Annotated in this window: 19 protein-coding genes; 15 read left to right on the top strand and 4 right to left on the bottom strand. The window is 67.6% G+C overall.

What is annotated here, in order from left to right:
* Window positions 1–198: 198 nt before the first annotated feature.
* Window positions 199–2,343, top strand: coding sequence for a DEAD/DEAH box helicase (locus ABRP18_RS10225; RefSeq protein WP_349884580.1), 2,145 nt, complete (start codon window positions 199–201; stop codon window positions 2,341–2,343).
* Window positions 2,344–2,546: 203 nt separating this feature from the next.
* The gene (locus ABRP18_RS10220) at window positions 2,547–3,575 is read left to right on the top strand and encodes a 6-phosphofructokinase (protein WP_046748279.1); all 1,029 of its coding nucleotides are present in this window, start codon (window positions 2,547–2,549) and stop codon (window positions 3,573–3,575) included.
* Window positions 3,576–3,792: 217 nt separating this feature from the next.
* On the opposite strand, the gene ABRP18_RS10215 is transcribed toward ABRP18_RS10220, so the two are convergent.
* Entirely contained in the window at window positions 3,793–5,892 is a 2,100-nt protein-coding gene (locus ABRP18_RS10215) for a S9 family peptidase (RefSeq protein ID WP_141369939.1), read from the bottom strand.
* A gap of 155 nt (window positions 5,893–6,047) precedes the next feature.
* Here ABRP18_RS10215 and ABRP18_RS10210 point away from each other — a divergent pair, with 155 nt between their 5' ends.
* The 4 genes from ABRP18_RS10210 (at window position 6,048) to ABRP18_RS10195 (ending at window position 10,275) form a co-directional block, all read left to right on the top strand.
* On the top strand, window positions 6,048–7,439 hold the full coding sequence (locus tag ABRP18_RS10210) for an inorganic phosphate transporter (protein ID WP_046748281.1): 1,392 nt from the start codon (window positions 6,048–6,050) through the stop codon (window positions 7,437–7,439).
* Entirely contained in the window at window positions 7,436–7,771 is a 336-nt protein-coding gene (locus ABRP18_RS10205; RefSeq protein ID WP_061015993.1) for a hypothetical protein, read from the top strand. Before ABRP18_RS10210 ends, ABRP18_RS10205 begins: the two co-directional genes overlap by 4 nt.
* A 60-nt stretch (window positions 7,772–7,831) precedes the next feature.
* Window positions 7,832–8,752 (top strand): phosphodiesterase, encoded by a 921-nt coding sequence (locus ABRP18_RS10200; protein WP_141369937.1) that lies wholly within the window; start codon window positions 7,832–7,834, stop codon window positions 8,750–8,752.
* 62 nt (window positions 8,753–8,814) lie between these two features.
* Window positions 8,815–10,275 (top strand): aspartate ammonia-lyase, encoded by a 1,461-nt coding sequence (locus ABRP18_RS10195; protein ID WP_046748284.1) that lies wholly within the window; start codon window positions 8,815–8,817, stop codon window positions 10,273–10,275.
* Window positions 10,276–10,339: 64 nt separating this feature from the next.
* Here the strand turns inward: ABRP18_RS10195 and ABRP18_RS10190 are convergent, their stop codons facing one another.
* Window positions 10,340–11,209, bottom strand: a complete 870-nt coding sequence (locus tag ABRP18_RS10190; protein ID WP_058630507.1) for a fumarylacetoacetate hydrolase family protein — start codon at window positions 11,207–11,209, stop codon at window positions 10,340–10,342.
* A 202-nt stretch (window positions 11,210–11,411) separates the two neighbouring features.
* Here ABRP18_RS10190 and ABRP18_RS10185 point away from each other — a divergent pair, with 202 nt between their 5' ends.
* The 4 genes from ABRP18_RS10185 to ABRP18_RS10170 all read left to right on the top strand — a co-directional run bounded on the left by ABRP18_RS10185 (window position 11,412) and on the right by ABRP18_RS10170 (window position 14,666).
* Complete coding sequence (locus tag ABRP18_RS10185; protein WP_046748291.1) at window positions 11,412–12,614, top strand: PrsW family intramembrane metalloprotease; 1,203 nt, start codon at window positions 11,412–11,414, stop codon at window positions 12,612–12,614.
* Between the two features lie 49 nt (window positions 12,615–12,663).
* Window positions 12,664–13,344 (top strand): alpha/beta fold hydrolase, encoded by a 681-nt coding sequence (locus ABRP18_RS10180; protein WP_061015468.1) that lies wholly within the window; start codon window positions 12,664–12,666, stop codon window positions 13,342–13,344.
* A gap of 218 nt (window positions 13,345–13,562) precedes the next feature.
* On the top strand, window positions 13,563–13,931 hold the full coding sequence (locus ABRP18_RS10175; RefSeq protein ID WP_046748293.1) for an FKBP-type peptidyl-prolyl cis-trans isomerase: 369 nt from the start codon (window positions 13,563–13,565) through the stop codon (window positions 13,929–13,931).
* A gap of 180 nt (window positions 13,932–14,111) precedes the next feature.
* Window positions 14,112–14,666 carry a YceI family protein gene (locus ABRP18_RS10170; RefSeq protein WP_045265072.1) on the top strand — a complete coding sequence of 185 codons (555 nt, stop codon included), beginning with the start codon at window positions 14,112–14,114 and terminating at the stop codon, window positions 14,664–14,666.
* A 32-nt stretch (window positions 14,667–14,698) separates the two neighbouring features.
* Here the strand turns inward: ABRP18_RS10170 and ABRP18_RS10165 are convergent, their stop codons facing one another.
* Window positions 14,699–15,991 carry an MFS transporter gene (locus ABRP18_RS10165; RefSeq protein WP_193761738.1) on the bottom strand — a complete coding sequence of 431 codons (1,293 nt, stop codon included), beginning with the start codon at window positions 15,989–15,991 and terminating at the stop codon, window positions 14,699–14,701.
* Window positions 15,992–16,178: 187 nt separating this feature from the next.
* Between ABRP18_RS10165 and rpsO the strand changes: the two genes are divergently transcribed.
* From rpsO to ABRP18_RS10150, 3 genes are all read left to right on the top strand, one after another.
* Window positions 16,179–16,448 (top strand): 30S ribosomal protein S15, encoded by a 270-nt coding sequence (gene rpsO / locus ABRP18_RS10160; RefSeq protein ID WP_017830938.1) that lies wholly within the window; start codon window positions 16,179–16,181, stop codon window positions 16,446–16,448.
* A 169-nt stretch (window positions 16,449–16,617) separates the two neighbouring features.
* On the top strand, window positions 16,618–17,487 hold the full coding sequence (locus ABRP18_RS10155) for a hypothetical protein (RefSeq protein WP_349884578.1): 870 nt from the start codon (window positions 16,618–16,620) through the stop codon (window positions 17,485–17,487).
* Entirely contained in the window at window positions 17,480–17,809 is a 330-nt protein-coding gene (locus tag ABRP18_RS10150; RefSeq protein ID WP_058630511.1) for a transcriptional regulator, read from the top strand. The genes ABRP18_RS10155 and ABRP18_RS10150 overlap by 8 nt, the downstream gene beginning before the upstream one ends.
* Before the next feature lie 6 nt (window positions 17,810–17,815).
* Here the strand turns inward: ABRP18_RS10150 and ABRP18_RS10145 are convergent, their stop codons facing one another.
* A complete protein-coding gene (locus ABRP18_RS10145) occupies window positions 17,816–18,820 on the bottom strand; it encodes an isopenicillin N synthase family oxygenase (RefSeq protein ID WP_058630512.1) in 1,005 nt (334 codons plus the stop codon).
* Window positions 18,821–18,971: 151 nt separating this feature from the next.
* Here ABRP18_RS10145 and efeU point away from each other — a divergent pair, with 151 nt between their 5' ends.
* Together efeU and efeO are read left to right on the top strand one after the other, a co-directional pair.
* Window positions 18,972–19,916 (top strand): iron uptake transporter permease EfeU, encoded by a 945-nt coding sequence (gene efeU, locus ABRP18_RS10140; protein ID WP_046748299.1) that lies wholly within the window; start codon window positions 18,972–18,974, stop codon window positions 19,914–19,916.
* Window positions 19,913–21,145 carry an iron uptake system protein EfeO gene (efeO, locus tag ABRP18_RS10135; RefSeq protein WP_061015463.1) on the top strand — a complete coding sequence of 411 codons (1,233 nt, stop codon included), beginning with the start codon at window positions 19,913–19,915 and terminating at the stop codon, window positions 21,143–21,145. Before efeU ends, efeO begins: the two co-directional genes overlap by 4 nt.
* The last annotated feature ends 16 nt before the right edge of the window (window positions 21,146–21,161 follow it).

Genomic DNA, 21,161 nt, shown 5'->3' with positions numbered 1-21,161 from the left:
CGCGGCGCGGGCAATCGCGTTCGGGCGAGCGTCATGACATAGAATGGATATCGGCTCCCGCCGGACTTCGCGAATCTCGCGTACCACGACGGGAAGAAGACCCACTGTTCGTACGGTCCTGGCTCGTGCCACACGCGGACAACGAGAACGGCCCATGGCTTCCTGGGGGAAGCCGGAGCTTTCACGCTCAGGAGGAGCATGCCGACCACGGCAACCGCCGCCACGCGGCGCAAGAAGACGTCCCGTCGCGACGACGAGGCACCCCTCATCCCGATCCTCGCGCGCAAGGTGCGCGAGATCGAGGCGAAGTCGCAGCGCGGCAAGCTCGGACCCACGAACCGGGTGAAGTTCCAGGTGATCGCCTTCCTGGTGCGCGAGGAGCGCGCGAGAGTGAAGGCCGACAGCGAGATCACCGATCCCGCACGCGTCGAGCTGCTCAAGCGGCTCGACGGAGTCGCGACGATCCTCGCCAAGACGGCAGCCCGCGACACGTCGCTCATCCAGCTGCTCGAGGCCGACCAGGCGACGTCGCCGGTGGCGAAGCGCATGCGTCGGGACTGGCTGCTCGAATCCGGAGCTGAACTGGCGCCGGAAGAGCTCATCATCGCCGACGCTGCCCCGGTGCAGATCTCGATGGTTCCCGCCGCGATCGCCGAGCGACAGGTGACCCCGCCCTCGGTCGAGGCGCGGCAACTGGCCAACCCGTTCCTGGCTCCCGACCTCACGCCGCGTCCGGCCGCCACCCCGCGCCGTCGTCTGGACGGCTGGGAGCTCATGGGTCCGCTCTACAAGGCGTTCGAGACAGGGGCCGGCGGCGCTGCGGCGTCGATGGAGCTGCCGCCTGCACCCGAGTTCGACCACATCTCGCCCAAGGGCCTCGAGGTCATGGTGCACCAGTCGCGGTTCCTCGAAGCCGTGAAGGCCGGGCACCGCAGCTTCCTGCTGGCGGACGAGCCGGGTCTCGGCAAGACCGCGCAGTCCGTGCTCGCAGCCTCCGTCGCCGGTGCATACCCGCTCCTGGTCGTGGTGCCCAACGTCGTGAAGATGAACTGGGCACGCGAGGTCGAGCGGTGGACGCCGCAGCGTCGTGCGACGGTCATCCAGGGAGACGGCGACGACATCGACGCCTTCGCCGACGTCTTCATCGTCAACTACGAGATCCTGGACCGGCACATGTCGTGGCTCGCGTCGATCGGCCTGCGAGGCATGGTCGTCGACGAGGCCCACTTCATCAAGAACCTCTCGTCGCAGCGGTCGCAGAACGTGCTGTCGCTGGCCGCTCAGGTGCGCGAGCGCACTCCGGGTCACAACCCTCTGATGCTCGCCCTCACCGGCACGCCGTTGATCAACGATGTCGAGGACTTCGATGCGATCTGGCGTTTCCTTGGGTGGACGACCGGTGAGAAGCCGGGCCCTGAGCTCATGGAGAAGCTCGACGCGACGGGCTTCACGCCGGCAGACAAGGCCTTCTACCCGGAAGCGCGCGACGCCGTCATCTCGATGGGCATCGTCCGTCGCAAGAAGAAGGACGTGGCGGCGGACCTTCCGGACAAGCTCATCGCCGATCTGCCGGTCCAGCTCGACGACGAGTTCGGACGCAGCATCCGCCAGGCCGAACGCGAGCTAGGGGAGCGGCTCGCCGCTCGCTACCGTCGCATCATCGAGGCGCGAGGAGATCGCGGCCTCGCCCCCGGCGAGATCGACGACGACATCGTGCGGCTGGTCGCTCAGAACGAGCTCGAGGAGTCGAAGGCCACTGGCACAGGCGGAGACAACGTCTTCACCATGGTGCGCCGTATCGGTCAGGCGAAGGCTCCGCTCGCAGCGGACTACGCCGCACAGCTCCAGCGCTCGGTGGGCAAGGTCGTCTTCTTCGCGAAGCACATCGACGTCATGGACCAGGCGGAGGCGCACTTCGCCGCCGCGGGCATCCGCTCGGTGTCGATCCGTGGAGACCAGACCACCACGGTCCGGCAGCAGGCGATCGACGACTTCAACGGCGACCCCGAGGTCGGCATCGCCGTCTGCTCGCTCACCGCGGCGGGCGTCGGTCTCAACCTGCAGGCCGCGTCGAACGTGGTCCTCGCCGAGCTGTCCTGGACGGCTGCCGAGCAGACGCAGGCGATCGACCGCGTGCATCGGATCGGCCAAGATGAGCCGGTCACTGCATGGCGGATCATCGCCGCGCACACGATCGACACCAAGATCGCGGAGTTGATCGACCAGAAGCAGGGGCTCGCGGCTCGCGCGCTCGACGGGGAAGCGGTCGACGAGTCGGCGGCTGAACCGGTGCAGCTGGCGGCACTCATGCATCTGCTGCGTCAGGCGCTCGGCGAGATCTGAGCGTCAAGAACCACTGTTCTTAACGCGCTGCGGAGGGTCAGATCGCCGGCGATCGGGAAGTTCATCGATTTCGGAGAATCCAGCCGTCAAGATCGACGTTTTTCGTCGCTCCCGAATGGCGCCCGGACGTGCCGGGGCGCTAGGGTCGATCGAAGGCAGCGTCGCCTTTTCCCCCCATCTCCCGAACGTCTGAAGGCACCAGCATGAAGATCGGCATCCTGACGAGCGGCGGCGACTGCCCCGGCCTCAACGCGGTCATCCGCGGCATCGTGCTCAAGGGCACCACCACGTACGACCTGGAGTTCGTCGGCATCAGAGATGGATGGCGTGGCCTGGTCGACGGTGACTTCATGCCGTTGACCCGACACGAGGTGAAGGGCTTGTCGAAGGTCGGCGGCACCATCCTGGGCACCAGCCGCACCAACCCCTACGAGGGCGAGCGCGGGGGAGCCGAGAACATCGCCAAGACTCTCTACGGGCACAAGATCGACGGCATCATCGCGATCGGCGGCGAGGGCACACTCGCCGCGGCCGACCGTCTCGCGAAGGACGGGATCAAGGTCATCGGCGTCCCCAAGACGATCGACAACGACCTGCAGGCGACGGACTACTCGTTCGGCTTCGACACCGCGGTCAACATCGCCACGGACGCCATGGACCGCTTGCGCACGACCGGCGACTCGCACCAGCGCTGCATGGTCGCAGAGGTCATGGGCCGGCACGTCGGCTGGATCGCGCTGCATGCCGGCATGGCCGCAGGCGCTCACGTGATCTGCATCCCCGAGGTGCCGATGTCCATCGATGACATCACGGAGCTCGTGACCAGTGCACATGATCGCGGACGTGCACCACTGGTCGTCGTCTCGGAGGGCTTCAAGCTGCTCGGCATGGACGAGGCATACAGCGACAAGGGGCTCGACGCGTTCAATCGCCCGCGCCTCGGCGGTATCGGAGACCAGCTCGCCCCTGAGATCGAGCGCATCACGGGGATCGAGACGCGGGCGACGATCCTAGGACACATCCAGCGTGGTGGATCGCCCTCTGCTTTCGACCGCGTTCTCGCGACGCGGCTCGGACTGCACGCGGCTGACGCGATCGTCGACGGTGCATGGGGTCAGATGGTCGCGATGCAGGGCACCGACATCGTGCGTGTGCCGTTCGCCGACGCGCTCGGTGAGCTGAACACGGTTCCCCGCTACCGCTACGACGAGGCGGCTGCACTCTTCGGTTGAGCCCGGGGCCCGTCTGCAGCTCGCGCCGGTTCGGGTCACCTCGCGGAATCATCCTCGACCCGCATTCTCGGGACGACGCGGCGACGGGCCACCGCGCCGGAACAGGCCGCTTGAGTCGCAACCTGCCTGTTCCGGCGTGATCGCCTGTCCTCGCGCTCGCACTCACGCAGGCGTGTCCTCGCGTTCGTTCAGGCGCGAACGCGAGGACAGTCCGGTGTCACACCTCGGCGAGGCCGAGAGTGTCGAGGAGCCAGGCGAGCTCGAACGCCCGCTCCTTCCAGGAGTTGTAGCGTCCGCTCACGCCGCCGTGCCCCGCGACCATCTCGCACTTGAGCAGCACGTCGGTGGCCCCGGCCTCGCGCAGACGGGCAACCCACTTCGCCGGCTCCACGTAGAGCACCCGGGTGTCGTTCAGCGAGGTGACCGCGAGGATCCGCGGATACCGGACGCCGTCGCGGACGTTCTCGTACGGGCTGTACGACTTCATGTAGGCATAGACATCCTTGTCGTGAAGCGGGTCGCCCCACTCGTCCCACTCGATCACGGTCAGTGGCAGCGACGGATCGAGGATCGTCGTCAGGGCGTCCACGAAAGGCACGCCGGCGAGGATCCCGGCGAACAGCTCGGGCGCGAGATTCGTCACGGCGCCCATGAGCAGACCGCCGGCGCTGCCACCCTCTGCCACCATCCGGCTCGGAGTGGTCACACCCGTCTCGACCAGATGCTCGCCGCAGGAGACGAAGTCGGTGAAGGTGTTGCGCTTGTGGAGGAGCTTCCCGTCCTCGTACCACTGCCTGCCCATCTCGCCGCCTCCGCGCACATGGGCGACCGCGAAGATCACACCGCGGTCCAGCTCGGAGAGACGCGCGACCGAGAATCCGGGATCGATCGAGTGCTCGTAGGATCCGTAGCCGTAGAGGTGCACAGGGCGCGGTTCCGCTCCCGGCTCCCCGAACGAGCGCTTCCAGACGAGTGAGATCGGCACGCGCACGCCGTCGGCCGCGGTGGCCCATTCGCGTCGCTGGCCGTAGTCCGTCGGGTCGTAGCCACCCAGCACGGGTACCTGCTTGCGCAGCACCAGCTCACGGGTGGCGAGTTCGAGGTCGTACACGGTTCCGGGCGTCACGAACGACGTGTACCCGAGGCGGAGGAACGGCGAGTGCCATTCCGGGTTTCCGCTCACGCCCGCCGAGTAGAGCGGCTCGTCGAAGGCGAGTTCCTCGACCGCATCCGTGACGTAGTCGAGCAGGCCCACACGCTCCAGACCTTCGCTGCGGTACTCCACGGTGGCGAAGTCGCGGAAGGCCTCGACCCCGAGCAGTCGCCGTCCCTGCTCGTGGGGGAGCACAACCCGTCGTCGGCCCTGCGGATCGGAGGCGGAGACCGAGACGAGCTCGAAGTCGAGCGCCCCGTCGTTGTGGAGCACGAGCAACCGGTCATCGCCGTCCACGACCGCGTGCTCGATCGAGTACTCGACCCCTTCTCGTCGGGGCCAGACGAGACGCGGTTCAGCGGTGAGGTCGCCGTTCAGATCGACCAGATACTCCTCGCTCGTGATGCTCGATCCCACGGCGATCACCAGGTACCGGCGGCTGCGGGTGATCCCGGCGCCGAGCCAGAACTTCTCGTCGGGTTCGTGGAAGAGCTTCACATCCTCGGACACCGGGGTGCCGAGTCGGTGCAGCCACAGGGTATCGGGGCGCCAGGCCTCGTCACGGGTCGTGTAGAGCACACCGGTGCCGTCCGGGGTGAAGAAGGCGCCGCCCGTGTTCGGGATCTCGTCGTCGAGGGTGGTGCCGGTGGCGAGGTCGCGCACGTGCACCGTGTAGAGCTCGTCGCCCTCGAAGTCCGTGGACCAGAGCAGCTTCGTCGCATCGTCGGAGGTGTCGAAGGCGCCGAGCGAGAAGAACTCGTGGCCCTCGGCCTCGTGGTTGCCGTCGAGGAGCACGACCTCGCCGGGGACGGGGACTCCCGGTTCGAGGCGCGGGGGAGTCCAGTCGCCGGGCTCGGCGGCCGCGCGGCAGTGGATGCCGTACTGCGCGCCCTCTTCGGTGCGGCTGTAGTACCACCAGTCACCACGGCGGGTGGGGACGGAAAGGTCCGTCTCCTGCACCCGTCCCTTGATCTCCTGGAACAGCGTCTCGCGGAGCGCGGAGAGATGTGCGGTCTCGGAATCGGTGTGGGCGTTCTCCGCTTCCAGATGGGCGATGACCTCCGCGGAATCCTTGGCGCGGAGCCATTCGTATGGATCATCGAAGGTATCGCCGTGGTGGGTGCGGAGCGTCGAACGGCGGTCGGTGGCGGGGGCATCAGTCACCGTCTCACGCTATCCCAGGTCGAGTTGACCGGCACGGGGGAGGGTGGGAGGATTTACCGGGGCCGGTTAACGGAAGTCAAACCCACGGTGAACTCTTCGTTCGTCACGTCGATCACGTCGACATCTCCTTCTTCCTCAACGACCGAAAGCGAACGGTGGAAACCGCAGCCCTCATCGTCGTGCTTGTCATCGCGCTGGCACTCTTCTTCGACTTCACCAACGGCTTTCACGACACGGCGAACGCCATGGCGACGCCGATCGCCACAGGTGCGCTGAAGCCCAAGACCGCCGTCCTCCTCGCCGCGGTCCTCAACCTCGTCGGCGCCTTCCTGTCGACGGAGGTCTCCAAGACGATCTCCGGTGGCATCATCCGCGAAGACGCGATCATAGACGCGGGGACCGACCTGTTCCTGTCGCTGATCTTCGCCGGACTGATCGGCGCCATCACCTGGAACATGCTGACCTGGCTGCTCGGTCTGCCGTCGAGCTCGTCCCACGCCCTCTTCGGCGGACTGATCGGCGCGACCATGGTCGGCGCGGGCATCAGCGGGATCGACTTCGGCATGGTGCTCTCGAAGATCGTGCTCCCGGCTCTGATCGCCCCTGTCACCGCCGGCCTCATCGCATTCGCGGCCACCAAGATCGCCTACTCGATCACCCGTCGCTACGACGGGAAGCCCGATGGGCGCGATGGCTTCCGGTGGGGGCAGATCTTCACTTCGTCCCTCGTCGCGCTCGCGCACGGGACGAACGACGCGCAGAAGACGATGGGTGTGATCACGCTGGCGATGATCACCATCGGATGGCAGTCGGGAGCGCACCACGAGCCCGAGCTGTGGGTCATCATCGCCTGTGCGTTCACGATCGCTCTCGGCACCTACCTCGGCGGCTGGCGCATCATCCGCACCCTCGGCAAAGGGCTCACCGACGTCAAGCCGGCGCAGGGTTTCGCTGCGGAGAGCTCGACCGCAGCCACCATCCTCGCCTCCAGCGCCCTCGGCTTCGCCCTCTCCACGACGCAGGTGGCCTCCGGCTCGGTCATCGGCTCCGGTCTCGGACGTCGTGGCTCCACCGTTCGCTGGCGGACCGCCGGCCGTATCGGTGTCGGCTGGCTGCTGACGCTCCCCGCGGCAGGAGGCGTCGGGGCTCTTGCAGCGCTGCTCGTCGTCTGGCTCGGCAACTGGGGTGTCGTGATCGATGCCGTCATCGCGCTCGCCATCATCCTCGGACTCTTCATGCGGTCACGCCGCAACGCCGTGACGCCGGCGAACGCCATGAGCGACGTCGCCGAGTCGGGCCGTGCGATCGAGCTGCCGGACACACCTCCGCCGACGAGGCGTCAGCAGCGCATCGAGCAGGCCAAGGCCGAGGCTCGGGCCCGGGCCGAGGCGCGTGACAAGGCGAAGGCCGAGGCCAAGGCCCAGGCGAAGAAGGACGCGGCGGCGAAGGCGAAGAAGAAGGCCGACGCCAAAGCGACCACCAAGGCATCGAAGACCGCGTCGACGACGCAGAAGCCCGACGCCGGCCGGAACGGAGAGTCCGAATGAGCGTCTCGATCGACTGGTTCGCGTTCCTCCAGGTGTTCGCGGCCGCCCTCATCGGCGCCGCCGCCATCGTGACGTTCTACGCACTGGGGCTCCGCCTCCTCGTCCGCAGCGGTCGTGCACCTGTCGTGAGCCCCGCCGAGTTCACCGACGCGATCACGGTGATCACGGAGAAGGAGCTGAGGCGCGCCGAGAAGCAGGCTGCCAAGGCCGCCCGCAAGAGCCCGCTGACCGAGGGGCAGAAGTCCCTCGCACTGGTCGGCGCCTATGCCTGTTTCGCGCTGTGCGGTGTCGCCGTCGTCAGCGGGATCCTGCTCCTGGTCCTCGGACACTGATCGACGGCGAACCGCACGGATCCCGCTCCTCGGTGAACGCTCGGCCATAGGCTGGGGCTCATGTCCGCAGGAACAGGCAGCCCCTACGTGTTCGGCAGGCACGAGCCCGCATCTCATGTGCTCGTCCACGTCAGCGACCCGCATTTCCTCGCCGGGGGGATCCGGCTGGGCGGACGCTACGACGTCGAGTCGAACTTCGCCCGCACGCTGGAGGCGATCCGGGCAGTGCATCCGCACCCGGCTGCGATCGTCGTGACGGGCGACCTCGCCGACCTGGGGGAGCCCGAGGCGTACCGGCGACTGCGGGCAGCCGTCGAGCCGGTGGCCGATCAACTGGACACGCCGGTCGTCTGGGTCGCCGGCAATCATGACGAACGCCCTGCACTGCGCGCCGAGCTGCTCGGTCTGGAGCCGACGGAAGACCCTGTCACGGGAATCTGGGACCTCGACGGCCTGAGGGTCATCGCGCTGGACACGAGTGTGCCGGGCTGGCATCACGGCGACCTCGATGAGGGCCAGCTATCGTGGCTGGCCGACGTGCTCGCCGAACCCGCGCCGCTCGGGACGATGCTGGCCATGCACCACCCGCCGCTGCCGAGCCACCTGCCGCTGTTCGACATCCTCGAGCTGCGGCACCAGGACGAGCTCGCCGACGTCATCCGGGGTAGCGACGTCCGCGGAATCCTCGCCGGCCACCTGCACTACTCGTCCCACGGCACCTTCGCCGGTGTTCCGGTCAGCGTCGCATCCGCCACCTGCTACACGATGAACGTCGCGCGCCCCGCCGCCGAGGTGAACGGCATGGATGCCGCGCAGGCATTCCAGCTCGTCCACGTGTACGCCGACACCATCACGCACACCGTCGTCCCCGTGACCGGCGCCGAGACCGGCGACTACTTCTCCGCGGACTGGCTCGAACGCATGGCGGAGCTCAGCCCGGAAGGGCGACTCGAGGCCTTCTCCCGCAAACCAGGACGCTGAGCGGCGTAGACTGAGGGGCATCCCCCACCCTTCTCACCCGCCACGACCCACGAGGATGTGACATGGCTTCTGCCGCGCCTACCCTGACCCGTACCGAGACCGATTCGCTCGGGAGCATGGAGATTCCCGTCGACGCGTACTGGGGGATCCATACCGCCCGCGCCGACGCGAACTTCCCGATCACGAAGCGGCCGATCTCCGTGTACCCCGACCTCGTGGTCGGTCTCGCGATGGTCAAGCAGGCGAGTGCGCGTGCGAACCGGGAGATCGGCGTGCTCGATCCGGAGCGGGCTGATCTGATCGATCGCGCAGCGCAGCGCGTGATCGACGGCGAGTTCCATGAGCAGTTCACGGTCGGCGTCATCCAGGGTGGTGCCGGAACCTCGACGAACATGAACGCGAACGAGGTCATCACCAACATCGCGCTCGAGATGGCCGGTCACGAGAAGGGCGACTATGCCTTCCTCTCGCCGATCGACCATACGAACCGCAGCCAGTCCACGAACGACGTGTACCCGACCGCGGTGAAGATCGGCCTCTCGCTGACCCTGCGCTCACTGCTCGAGGAGCTCGACCTGCTGCGGCTGTCCTTCCTGGGCAAGTCGCGCGAATTCCACGATGTGCTGAAGGTCGGTCGCACCCAGCTCCAGGACGCCGTGCCCATGACGCTGGGGCAGGAGTTCAACGGTTTCGCCACGACCCTCGGGTACGACCACACGCGACTCACCGAGAACGCGTCCCTCATGTTCGAGATCAACATGGGCGCGACGGCGATCGGTACGGGGATCACGACCCACCCGGGGTACGCACCCGCCGTCCTCAAGCACCTGCGTGAGATCACCGGTCTCGACCTGCGCACGGCCGGCGACCTCGTCGAGGCCACCAGCGACACCGGGTCGTTCATGTCGTTCTCCTCGACGCTGAAGCGCAACGCGATGAAGCTCTCGAAGATCTGCAACGACCTCCGTCTGCTCTCGTCCGGACCGCAGGCGGGTCTCGGAGAGATCAACCTCCCCGCCATGCAGGCGGGCTCGAGCATCATGCCAGGCAAGGTCAACCCGGTCATCCCGGAGGTCGTGAACCAGGTGGCGTTCGCGGTCGCCGGCGCCGACATGACCGTGACGATGGCGGCAGAGGCGGGACAGTTGCAGCTGAACGCCTTCGAGCCGGTGATCGCGCACTCGATCTTCCAGTCGATCACCTGGATGCGTCAGGCGATGTGGACCCTGCGCGTCAACTGCGTCGACGGCATCACCGCCAACCGTGACCGCCTCGGTGCCATGGTGGGGGCATCCGTTGGCGTCATCACAGCCCTCACGCCCTTCATCGGCTACGCGGCGGCGGCCGCTCTGGCGAAGACGGCGCTGCTGACCAACCGCAGCGTTGCCGACCTCGTGGTCGAAGCCGGTCTGATGTCTCGCGAAGAGGTCGTCAAGCAGCTGTCGCCGGCACGTCTCTCCGGCCTCGAGACGATCACGGCGGCGATCCCGGTGGTGGCGTCGGAAGACCTGATCGAGATCTGACCGTATCGATACGACGAGGGGGACGGATGCGGCGCATCCGTCCCCCTCGTCGTATCGTCCGTGCTCAGTCGGTGATCCGGCAGTGCGTGGTCAACTCGCCGATGCCGTCGATGCCGACGGTCACGGTGGAGTGGTCGCGGAGGAAGATCTGCGGGTCGCGTGAGTATCCGGCACCGCCGGGGCTGCCGGTCGAGATCAGGGTGCCGGGGAGCAGCGTGAGCGACTGCGAGAGGTGGGCGATGAGCTTCGCGACCGACCGGACCATCTGGTCGGTGCTCGCGTCCTGCACGGTGTGGCCGTCCACGACGGTCCAGATGTGGAGGTCCTGCGGGTCTGCCACCTCGTCGGCGGTCACGGCGAAGGGCCCGGTCGGAGTGAATCCGTCGAACGACTTGCAGCGGGACCACTGCGCCTCGGAGAACTGGATGTTCCTGGCCGTGATGTCGTTCACCACCGTGTAGCCCCAGACGTGCGTCAGGGCATCGGCCTCGGCGACGTCCTTGGCGGGGGTGCCGATGAGCACGCCGAGCTCGGCTTCGTAGTCGACGGCTTCGCTCAGAGCGCGCGGCCACGACGTGGTCTGGTCGTGACCGGTGAGCGAGTTCGGCCACAGGGTGAAGACCGTCGGCGCGGCGTCCGTCTTCAACCCCAGCTCGCTCGAGTGGGCGGCGTAGTTGAGGCCGACGGCCAGCACTGCGGGGGGAGTGAGCACCGCGGAGTCGAAGGCCCACCCGTCGAGCGGGTGCCGCGGGGCTGAGCCGTTCTCCAGGGCCCCGCGAAGAGCGTCGAGAGCCGATTCTCCTCCCTCGATCAGCTGCTGCAGGGTGGCAGGAGGGTCTGTCAGGAGGTCAGAGACGAGAATGGCGTCCGATCCCTCGACCACGGCGAGAGCCGCGTGGGGGGAGTCAGGACGGCGCAGGTGAGCGAACCGCATGCTCCTACGCTACCGGGTGGGTGCAGGTAGCCGGGTGGAGGGCGTCGCCATATCCGGACCATCGACGTTGTGCCCATAAGCTTTGCCTATGAGTTCCGGAGGACCGACCCAGCCGCAGCAGCCCTCGCCGTATGCTCCTCCGCCCGCGTCGCAGCCGACGTCCGGACCGACACCGCCGCCTCCCTACTCACCCGCTTATCCCGTGGCCTCGACGCCGCCGACCGCTGCGAGGAGGTCTGTCGCGGGCTACGCCTCTCCTCTCGCGCAGCCGACTCCGTACACGCCGCCGGCTCCGGTCGCCCCATCGCCCGCGGAGTCGCTTCCCGCTCTGCCCGTGCCGACGAGGAAGGGCCGCACGATATCGCTCTGGCTCTTCGGCGTGCTCGGTTTCCTGCTGATCGCGCTCGTGGGCTACTTCGTGTGGGCGCTCGGATCCTTCGCCTCCGTGGTCGGTCTGGTCCTCGCGCTCATCCCGCTCACGATCGTGTTCCTCGGCGTCCGGCTGATCGATCGCTGGGAGCCCGAGCCCAAGCGGCTCGTCGCATTCGCGATCGCCTGGGGTGCGGTGGCCGCGGTCGGGCTCACGCTGCTGGTCGACACGGCGCTCACGCTCCTGCTCGGCATCCGGTCTGAGGAGTTCGGTGCTGTCGTGCAGGCACCTGTCGTGGAGGAGCTCTGGAAGGGCCTCGGCGTCTTCCTCATCTTCCTGCTCGCCCGTCGGGCGTTCGACGGTCCTGTCGACGGCATCGTCTACGGAGCCCTGGTCGGTGCGGGCTTCGCCTTCACCGAGAACATCCAGTACTTCGGGGTGAGCTTGATCGAGGGCGGGGGAGAGCAGCTGACCGTGACCTTCGTCGTGCGCGGACTCCTCTCGCCCTTCGCTCACGCCATGTTCACCGCGATCACCGGTTTCGCGATCGGCATGGTCGCTCGTCGCCACGGCTCGGCGCGGGCTGCGGCCGGAGCCGGAGCACTGGGTCTGGTCGGAGCGATCCTGCTGCACGCGCTCTGGAACGGGTCAGCGACCTTCGCGGACTTCTTCGGGCTCTACTTCACTCTCCAGGTGCCGCTGTTCATCGGTTTCATCCTGGGCATCGTCGCGCTGCGACGGGAGGAGGCGCGACTCACGAGAGCCCGCCTGGAGGACTACGCCGCTGCGGGGTGGTTCACCCCGGAGGAAGTCACGATGCTGGCCACACCCGGCGGACGCAAGGTGGGTCTCGCGTGGGCATCCCAGCTGCGCGGCGACCGGCGTCCGCTGATGCGGGCGTTCATCAAGGACGCGACCGAGCTCGCCTCCGTCCGGCAGCGGGCTATCACGGGACGCGACCCGATGGCCGTCAACGACGAGCGTGCGCTGCTGATCCGCACCAGGGCCACGAGGGCGGCTCTCCTGGCCTACTGACGTGCGGCCGCGGCCGGCGTACTCTTCTGGCAAGGAAGGGCGGTGGCGGATGAGGACGTTCGTCGTGATCCACGGCGGTGGTGACGTCGGCTGGTCGTGGCATCTCGTGGCAGCCGAGCTGCGCAGGCGTGGTCACGCGGTGTTCGCCCCTGACCTGCCCGCCGACGACGACACCCTCACGCTCGAGGACTATGCCGAAGCGGTCGTGGACATCGTCGGTGCACGCCGGGAGGTGACGGTCGTCGGGCACTCCTTCGGGGCGTTCACCGCGCCCCTGGTCGCTGCACAGCTCGCCGCCGATGAGCTCGTCCTGTTCGCTGGCATGATCCCCACGCCGGACGAGTCCCCGAGTCAGTGGTGGGAGAACTCCGGGTACACGGTCGCTTCCGCGTCCCGATCCGCGCAGGACGGAGGGCTGACCGGCAATGCGGATCCGCTCGTCAGCTTTTACAACGGCGTCCCGCGCGCGCTTGCAGAGGAGGCATTGCGGCGCGAGCGCGCGCACCCGTCGCAGGAGGCGATGGAGCGGCCGTGGCCGCTTCGGGAGTGGCCCGACGTGTCGACGCGAGTGGTGGTGTTCTCGGACGACCGCTTCTTCCCCTCAGGGTTCCTGCGCGACCTGGCTGCGACCCGCCTCGGGCTGACCGCGGATGAACTCCCAGGTGGTCACTGCGCGATGCTGAGCCACCCCGTGGAGATCGCAGACCTGCTGTGCGGAGACGCCGGGTGACCGCGGAGCGCGGGCCTGTGGCAAGACTCAGCGCCCGGTGCTGCGGCGATGCCTGCGAGTCTCCCGGGCGCTGAGTTGATCTGTAAACAGGGTGCACCCGGCCCCGCGCGAGTGTCAAGAGCTTCTTCCCCCGGCGCCTCGATGAAGTTGCGAGGTGTTCGCTGTGAGCAGGTGCCGGTGCGTTGACCCGGTCCATCGCGCTCGGGTTTGATGGACGTATGACTGATCGCACAAAGCCTGAGTTCGACGCCCCCACCGGCCCTGCGCCCGCGGACCTCGTCATCCGCGACATCATCGAGGGTGACGGTGCCGAGGCGAAGCCCGGCGACACCGTCACCGTGCACTATGCGGGGGTCGAGTTCGACTCCGGCGAAGAGTTCGACTCCTCCTGGGGTCGTGGTGAGACCATCCAGTTCCCGCTGCGGGGTCTCATCCAGGGCTGGCAGGACGGCATCCCCGGCATGAAGGTGGGTGGCCGCCGCGAGCTGATCATCCCGCCGCACCTGGCCTACGGCCCCGTAGGCGGAGGTCACTTCCTCTCCGGCAAGACCCTGATCTTCATCATCGATCTCGTCGCCGTCGGCTGATCCGGGCTCGCTCAACGAGGCGCCCCGCTCCTTCGGGAGAGGGGCGCCTCGTGCTGTTCGGGAAAAGTTTCTTCATTCAGGGGAATACATACTTCTGAATGTAAGTTGTCACAGTGGTCGCGGTGAACGCGGCCCCTGTCCCTTGCCGCAGCTGCGGCTGACGTCTCCAGAGGAGAAGCAATGACCAGCATCGACATCCCCGGCTACCGTCCCGGCACCTGGGTCCTGGACCCCTCGCACAGCGAGGTCACCTTCAGTGTCCGTCACATGATGATCTCGAAGGTGCGTGGCACCTTCGGCGTCAAGAGCGCCACCCTGATCGCTCCGGAGAACCCTCTCGAGGCCAAGGTCGAGGCATCCGTCGACGTCACGTCGGTCGACACCAAGGACGAGGGCCGCGACCAGCACCTCCGTTCCGCCGACTTCTTCGACACCGAGAACTTCCCGACCATGGAGTTCGTCTCGACCGGCGCACGCGCCGAGGGCGGCGACCTGTTCGTGGACGGCGACCTCACCATCCGCGGCATCACGAAGCCGGTGACCTTCGAGCTCGACTTCGGCGGATTCGGCAGCGACCCGTGGGGCAACTACAAGGCGGGCGCATCCGCCAAGACGGTCATCAACCGCGAGGACTTCGGCCTGACCTGGAACGCTGCGCTCGAGACCGGCGGCGTTCTCGTCGGCAAGGACGTGACCATCAGCCTCGACCTCCAGGGCGCGCTGCAGCAGGACTGACGCGTCGGATCGAGACCCGAACCCCGGGCCCGTCAGGGCTCGGGGTTCTCTGCGTCGTAGTCGTGGAAACGACGGCTGCGGCGGGCGAGCGTCGCCACCAGAGCGATCACCAGGAAGCCGCCGAGCATGGGCGGGAACCAGAGGCTCGTCAGTGTCGCGAGCGTCCCCGCGTACAGCGCCCCGACGCGGGGGCCGCCGGCGACGACGACGACGAAGAGTCCCTGGAGGCGTCCGCGCATCGCGTCGGGCACGGCGGCCTGCATCATCGTGTTGCGGTAGATCGAGCTGACGTTGTCGGAGGCGCCGGAGAGCGCCAGTGCGATGCACGCGGCGATGATGAGGCCCACGTGTGGCTCGACCTCGCTCGCCGGTGCGGAGAGCGCGCCGATGAGCAGCACGGCGCCGAAGAGCAGGATCGATGCGCCGTAAGCCTCGACGGCTCTCGCGATCCCTCGACCGTGCCAGCGGTACTGCACGACGCGGCCGGAGAACAGACTCGAGGTGAAGGTCCCGACGGCGACCGCGGCCGTCAGGATGCCGGTGGTCAGTGCACCGCCGCCGAGGAGAACCGTGCCGAGCGCCGGGAACAGCACGAGCGGCTGTCCGAACGTCATCGCGATGATGTCGATGATGTACTGCATGCGGATGTTGCCGGCCTTGCGGAGGAACCGCCAGCCGTCGACCAGAGACTCCAGTCCGGGGCGGACGGCCTCGCCCTCCGGGCGCAACGCCGGCAGCGTCCACAGCCCGAGGAACATCGACAGCATCAGCACCACGTCGATCGTGTAGGTCCATCCGTAGCCGGTGAGGGCCACGAGGAGGCCAGCCAGCGCGGGACCCGCCATGACGGTGAGCCCGAAGGCGACGCCGTTGAGTGCCGATGCCGCGGCGAGTTTTTCCCGCGGGATGAGACGCGGGACGATCGCGGTGCGCGTCGCCATGCCCACGGAGTTGGCGGCCGAGTTGATCATGCTCAGGGCGTACAGCCACCAGATCGTCTCCGTGCCCGTCCAGGTGAGCGCGGCCAGGAGCGCTGTGGAGGCGAAGGTGACGGTGGCGGCGATGAGGGCTACCCGGCGCCTGTCGAACGCGTCGGCGAGCATCCCGCCGTACAGGCCGGCGAGGATCATGGGTACCAGTCCAGCGACGGCGATCATGGAGACGGCGAAGGTGTTCTGCGTGAGCTCGAACACGTGCAGCATGACCGTGACGATGGTGAGCTGGCCGCCGATGCCCGCCAGGGTCGAGCCGATCCACATCCGGGCGAATGCGGGGCTGGATGCGAGAGGGGAGAGGTCGATCAGATGACCGCGTCTGGGGGTCACGCTTCGGACTGCTTCTGCACGGTTCGAGACTAGTTGACCACCGCCGAGATCCCTTCGGTGCCCGTGTCACCCGAGCGCGCCGACGACTGGTAGACTCGTCAGGTTGCCGTTTGATCGGCCGCGGATAAAGAGAGCCCACGCATCAGGCGTCGGGCGCCGCGCAACAAGCTGAAAGGGGATCGAATCTATGGCACTGGAAGCAGACGTCAAGAAGGCGATCATCGAAGAGTACGCGACGCACCCCGGTGACACCGGATCCCCCGAGGTGCAGGTCGCGATGCTGACGCAGCGCATCAAGGACCTCACCGAGCACCTGAAGGAGCACAAGCACGACCACCACTCGCGTCGTGGTCTGTTCCTGCTCGTGGGTCAGCGCCGTCGTCTGCTCGGCTACCTCCAGGACATCGACATCGCGCGCTACCGCTCGCTGATCGAGCGTCTCGGACTTCGCCGCTAAGGCACCGCGACCCTGCGTTCAATCGCGCAGAACATTCTTGAGAAGGCCGTCCCACGGTGTGGGGCGGCCTTCGTCGTGCCCGCGTGCGTAGCGGTGCCGGTTGCCGCCCGCTTGACTTTCCGATAGGAAAGTCATAGAGCTTTCCACCTGGAAAGCGGGGGAGGTCGTCATGGAGCAGAAGCCGATCGAAGGTCAGGACGCTCTGGTGCCCCCGGACCCGGAGACCGCTCGGCGCTATCTCGAGACGGTGGAGGCGGTGGTGGACCGGCGTGACCGTGCCGTCGACCGACGCGCTCTCGCCCGACTGCAGATCGGCAACGCCGTGGTCATGGCGGCGTATTTCGTCGCCTTCGCGCTCGTCCTCCGGCCGGACGACGTGCTGGCGTCGCAGATCGTGCTGTTCACTCTCCTGGTCTGGGGGCAGCTGTCCGCCGGGATGGCGCAGCGCACGGGTATGCAGTGGCGGATGACGCGCTCGCGGTGGCCGCTGCTGCTCGGCGGCGCAGTGATCGTCATCGGTGCCTTCGTGGTGTTCGGGTTCGCTGCTCTGGATACGCGACTTCCCGTCGGGGTGGTGCTCATCCCGGCAGCCATCGTGCTCGTCGGAGTCGGAGGGCATGGCGTCGTGCAGCTCATACGGGCTGCGGGTGACCCGCGTCGTCCGCGTCCGGCTCCCCTGCCGCTGCCGCGTCGGCTTCGTTGGGGCACCGTGCTCGTCGGCGTCGCGTTCGCCGTGCTGACGATGCTCGCGGGATCGCCGGACGACGTGCTGAGGAGCGTCATCACCCTGCTCGTGATGCTGTGCCTCGTGGCGTGGATCGCCGCCTCCGCCTCCGAGCTCGGTCTCCCCGCAGTCGGCGCGTCCTGGCGCTGGCCGCACCTCACCGTCTTCTTCGTCGCCGCCTGCATACCCGTGGGCATCGTCGTGGGATCCGGATCCCTCGGCAACCCAGGAATCGCCGGCGTGTGTGCCGGTGCCGGCGTGATCGCGTCGTTCGTGGCTGTCTCCTTCGTCGCGGGGCACGGCGAACGTGCGTGAGTCCGCCTCCGTCCCGCACCCGCGCACGCGGCTGGACGACAACTTCGCCTCGCCGATCCGGTTCTCCCTCATGGCCGGACTGGGCGACGGGATGGAGCTCGACTTCTCAGCCCTGCGGGAGATGCTGCAGTGCGGCGACTCGCCCCTGAGCAAGGCGATCGCGCACCTGCAGGCCGCCGGGTATGTGGTCGCGCGCAAAGGCACGGTCGGGGGGCGCTCGCGCACCTGGGTGCGTCCGACGAAGGCGGGGCGTGATGCCTTCGCCGCGCACCTTCAGGCACTGCGCGAGATCGTCGCCCTCAGCGGTGGGGCGGAACTGTGACGTCCCTCAGGCGGTCGCGCCGACGAGGTCGGGGTGATGGATCGCCGCGACATCGGGGTGCGCACGAAGCCGAGACTTGAGCGCGTTCTCGCCGTAGGTCGCATGGATCGGATTGCCGGGATCCTCGGTGACTCCGGTCGCTTGCGCAGCGAGGTCAGCGGGGAGCTCGAGCAGTGGCAGCTGCTGATCGAGCGCGGGGTTGAAGAAGAACGGGATCGAGATGCGCTCCTCCGGTGCCCGCGGTGAGATCACACGGTGGTTCGTGGCCTTGAGGTATCCGCCGGTGGCGTACTCCAGCAGCTCGCCGATGTTGACGACGAAGGCGCCGGGCACCGGGGGAGCAGAGACCCACTCACCGTCACGCTCGACCTGGAGTCCGCCCTTGCCGGGCTCGACCCACAGCAGCGTCAGCACACCGGAATCCTTGTGCGCTCCGACGCCCTGCTGCGGTTCCGGCTCGTCCGTGCCCGGGTATCGCACGATCTTGATCAGAGTCGACGGATCGCGGAACGGCTCGTCGAAGTAGGTCTCGTCTGCGCCGAGAGTGACAGCCCAGGCGCGAAGAAGCTTGCGCGCGATCTCGGTCAGGGTGTCGTGCCACTCCGTGACGATCTCCTTCAGCTCCGGCTGGGCTGCGGGCCAGAGGTTGGGGCCGGTGAGCCGGTTGAAGGCGGGGCCGCCGTCGACGGGTTCGCGCTCGGGGCCGATGTCGATCTGCTCGCGCCAGTCGACCTTCCCCTGCGTCCGCTCGCCGCCCACTCGGGTGTACCCGCGGAAATGCGGACTGTTCACGTTCTCGATCGCGAGCTTGTCCTCTTCGGGCAGGGCGAAGAAGTCGAGCGCCGCCTGATGGAGCCGGGCCTCGAGCTCGGGGGAGATCCCGGTGCCGGTGAGGTAGAAGAAACCGACGTCGTGCGTCGCGGCCCGCAGTTCTTCACGGAATCGTGCGGCGGAGTCGGGGCCTTCGTCGAGCTGGGAGAGGTCGAGGACGGGGAGCGAGAGTTCAGCCATGGACCGAGGCTACGTCGCCTGGACGGGGAGGGTGCCCTGTGTTGCAATCCATTACTTCCCGCCGTCGGGGTTCGGAGCACGTCGATCGCGGTGCTAGAGTCATCCTTCGGTAAGGGCCGCCTTACCTCAGTCACCGCAGAGAGTGTTTTCCGTGCTCGCCACTTTTCTCATCGGGCTCCGCGAGGGTCTCGAAGCCGCGCTCGTCGTCGGTATCCTCGTCGCCTACCTCCGTCGTCTCGGCCGGAAGGATGCCCTCCCGAAGATGTGGGCAGGAGTCGGTCTCGCTATCGTCCTGGCGCTCGGCATCGGAGCTGTGCTCACGTTCGGTGCGTACGAACTGACGTTCCAGGCGCAGGAGCTGATCGGCGGAGGTCTCTCGCTGCTCGCCGTGGCCATGGTGACCTGGATGATCTTCTGGATGCAGCGCGCTGGTCGCAGCATGAAGGCCACGCTGGAGGGCGGTATCGATCGCGCCCTCACCGCCGGCGGACTCTGGGCCCTGATCGCCATCGGCTTCGTGTCGGTCGCGCGCGAGGGTATCGAGACCACGCTGTTGCTGTGGTCGATGGTCCAGTCCTTCGGAGACGCCCCCTCGGCGCTGCTGGGCGCGCTGCTCGGACTGATCGCTGCCGTGATCATCGGCTGGCTGATCTCCCGCGGCGCGCTGCGACTCGATCTCCGCCGCTTCTTCGCCTGGACGGGGGGCTTCCTGGTGATCGTCGCCGCCGGTGTCCTCGCCTACGCGCTCATGGACCTCCAAGAGGCCGGAGCGCTTCCTGGCCCGTTCACCGCTCTGGCCCCGATCGATGCGGTGACCGGGGGCGTGGCCGTCGGATGGGCGGCCTTCCCCTTCGGCTGGGCATTCGACGTCTCGGCGACAATCGCCCCGGGCGGCCCTCTCGCCTCGATCCTGCAGGCGACCATCGGATTCATGCCGGCGATGACCTGGTTGCAGGTCGTCGCCTGGGTCCTCTACATCTCCGTCGTCGGATGGCTGTACATCCGCGGCCTCCGCTCGAGCCGCGCGGCGAAGCCGCAGAGCCCGACGGAGCCCTCATCGACATCTCCCTCCCTCTCACCTCAAGGAGCAGCATGACCACCTCGCACCGGATCCTGGGGGTGCTGGCCGCCACCGGCGCCGCGGCGCTCGTCCTCAGCGGCTGCGTCGCGAAGAGCGATGCACAGGCCACGGCGGCGTTCGACGTCTCGTCGACCGACAGCGACTGCGCCGTGTCGGCGTCGACAGCCGAGAGCGGGACTCTCACCTTCGACGTCAAGAACGACACCGGTCAGGTGACGGAGTTCTACCTTCTCGCCGAGGACGGGCTCCGCATCGTGGGTGAGGTCGAGAACATCGCACCGGCAGCATCGCGCACGTTGACCGTGGTCGCCCAGCCGGGCGACTACTTCACCCTCTGCAAGCCGGGCATGGTCGGCGACGGCGTCGGGAAGACGGCGTTCACCGTCACCGGGGACCGTGTCGCGGTCGACGGGCCCGATGCCGAGCAGAAGCAGAAGGCGGTCGATCTCTACGGTGCCTTCGTCAAGGATCAGGTCGGTCAGCTCGTCCCCGCCGTCGAGGACTTCGTCGCCGCCTACGAGTCCGGCGACGACGAGACCGCCCGCACCCTGTTCCCGCAGACTCGCGCCTTCTACGAGCGCATCGAGCCCGTCGCGGAGGCGCTGGGCGACCTCGACCCGCGCATCGACTACCGCGAGGTCGACGCCGTTGCCGAGAAGCTCGATTGGACGGGCTTCCACCGCATCGAGAAGGATCTGTGGGTGCCTGCGCAGGACGCGCTGAACGCGGACGGTGAGACCCCTGCGTGGCAGGACTGGGCGCCGTCGACACCGGAAGAGCGTGCCGATTACGGCGACCTGCTGCTCGCCGACGTGCAGGAGCTGTACGACTACGTGCACTCCGACGACTTCACCACCGCGCTCGACGACCAGGGCATCGGCGGCATCTCCAACGGAGCGATCGCGTTGCTCGATGAGGTCGCGACCGGCAAGATCTCCGGCGAGGAGGACTGGTGGTCCGGCACGGATCTGTACGACTTCGCGGCAAACGTTGAGGGCTCCAAGATGGCGTTCTCGCTCGTGCAGGAGTTCGCCGCCGCACAGGGCGATCAGGGCAAGGAACTGGTCGCCGAGATCGAGTCCGGTTACACCGCCCTCGAGGACTCGCTCGCGACCCACGGTTCGCTCGCAGCCGGATTCGTGGGCTACTCGGAGTTGACCGAGGCCGACAAGCGCGAGTTCACCGATCTGATCAACGCCCTGGCCGAGCCGCTGTCGCAGCTCACCAGCACGGTCCTCGACTGATCAGCGTCGAGTCGGC

This window comes from Microbacterium sp. WHRI 7836 (assembly GCF_040223885.2).
GTDB classification, from domain to species: Bacteria; Actinomycetota; Actinomycetes; order Actinomycetales; family Microbacteriaceae; genus Microbacterium; species Microbacterium oxydans.
Note: the sequence above shows the minus strand (reverse complement) of the source record. Positions and strands in the feature narration are given on the sequence as shown.

Excerpts from the sequence above, each read along its gene's own strand:
- ABRP18_RS10225 (WP_349884580.1), top strand. The coding sequence starts at position 199 with ATGCCGACCACGGCAACCGCCGCCACGCGGCGCAAGAAGACGTCCCGT.
- ABRP18_RS10220 (WP_046748279.1), top strand. The coding sequence starts at position 2,547 with ATGAAGATCGGCATCCTGACGAGCGGCGGCGACTGCCCCGGCCTCAAC.
- ABRP18_RS10205 (WP_061015993.1), top strand. The coding sequence starts at position 7,436 with ATGAGCGTCTCGATCGACTGGTTCGCGTTCCTCCAGGTGTTCGCGGCC.
- ABRP18_RS10200 (WP_141369937.1), top strand. The coding sequence starts at position 7,832 with ATGTCCGCAGGAACAGGCAGCCCCTACGTGTTCGGCAGGCACGAGCCC.
- ABRP18_RS10195 (WP_046748284.1), top strand. The coding sequence starts at position 8,815 with ATGGCTTCTGCCGCGCCTACCCTGACCCGTACCGAGACCGATTCGCTC.
- ABRP18_RS10190 (WP_058630507.1), bottom strand. The coding sequence starts at position 11,209 with ATGCGGTTCGCTCACCTGCGCCGTCCTGACTCCCCCCACGCGGCTCTC.
- ABRP18_RS10180 (WP_061015468.1), top strand. The coding sequence starts at position 12,664 with ATGAGGACGTTCGTCGTGATCCACGGCGGTGGTGACGTCGGCTGGTCG.
- ABRP18_RS10175 (WP_046748293.1), top strand. The coding sequence starts at position 13,563 with ATGACTGATCGCACAAAGCCTGAGTTCGACGCCCCCACCGGCCCTGCG.
- ABRP18_RS10170 (WP_045265072.1), top strand. The coding sequence starts at position 14,112 with ATGACCAGCATCGACATCCCCGGCTACCGTCCCGGCACCTGGGTCCTG.
- rpsO (WP_017830938.1), top strand. The coding sequence starts at position 16,179 with ATGGCACTGGAAGCAGACGTCAAGAAGGCGATCATCGAAGAGTACGCG.
- ABRP18_RS10155 (WP_349884578.1), top strand. The coding sequence starts at position 16,618 with ATGGAGCAGAAGCCGATCGAAGGTCAGGACGCTCTGGTGCCCCCGGAC.
- ABRP18_RS10145 (WP_058630512.1), bottom strand. The coding sequence starts at position 18,820 with ATGGCTGAACTCTCGCTCCCCGTCCTCGACCTCTCCCAGCTCGACGAA.
- efeO (WP_061015463.1), top strand. The coding sequence starts at position 19,913 with ATGACCACCTCGCACCGGATCCTGGGGGTGCTGGCCGCCACCGGCGCC.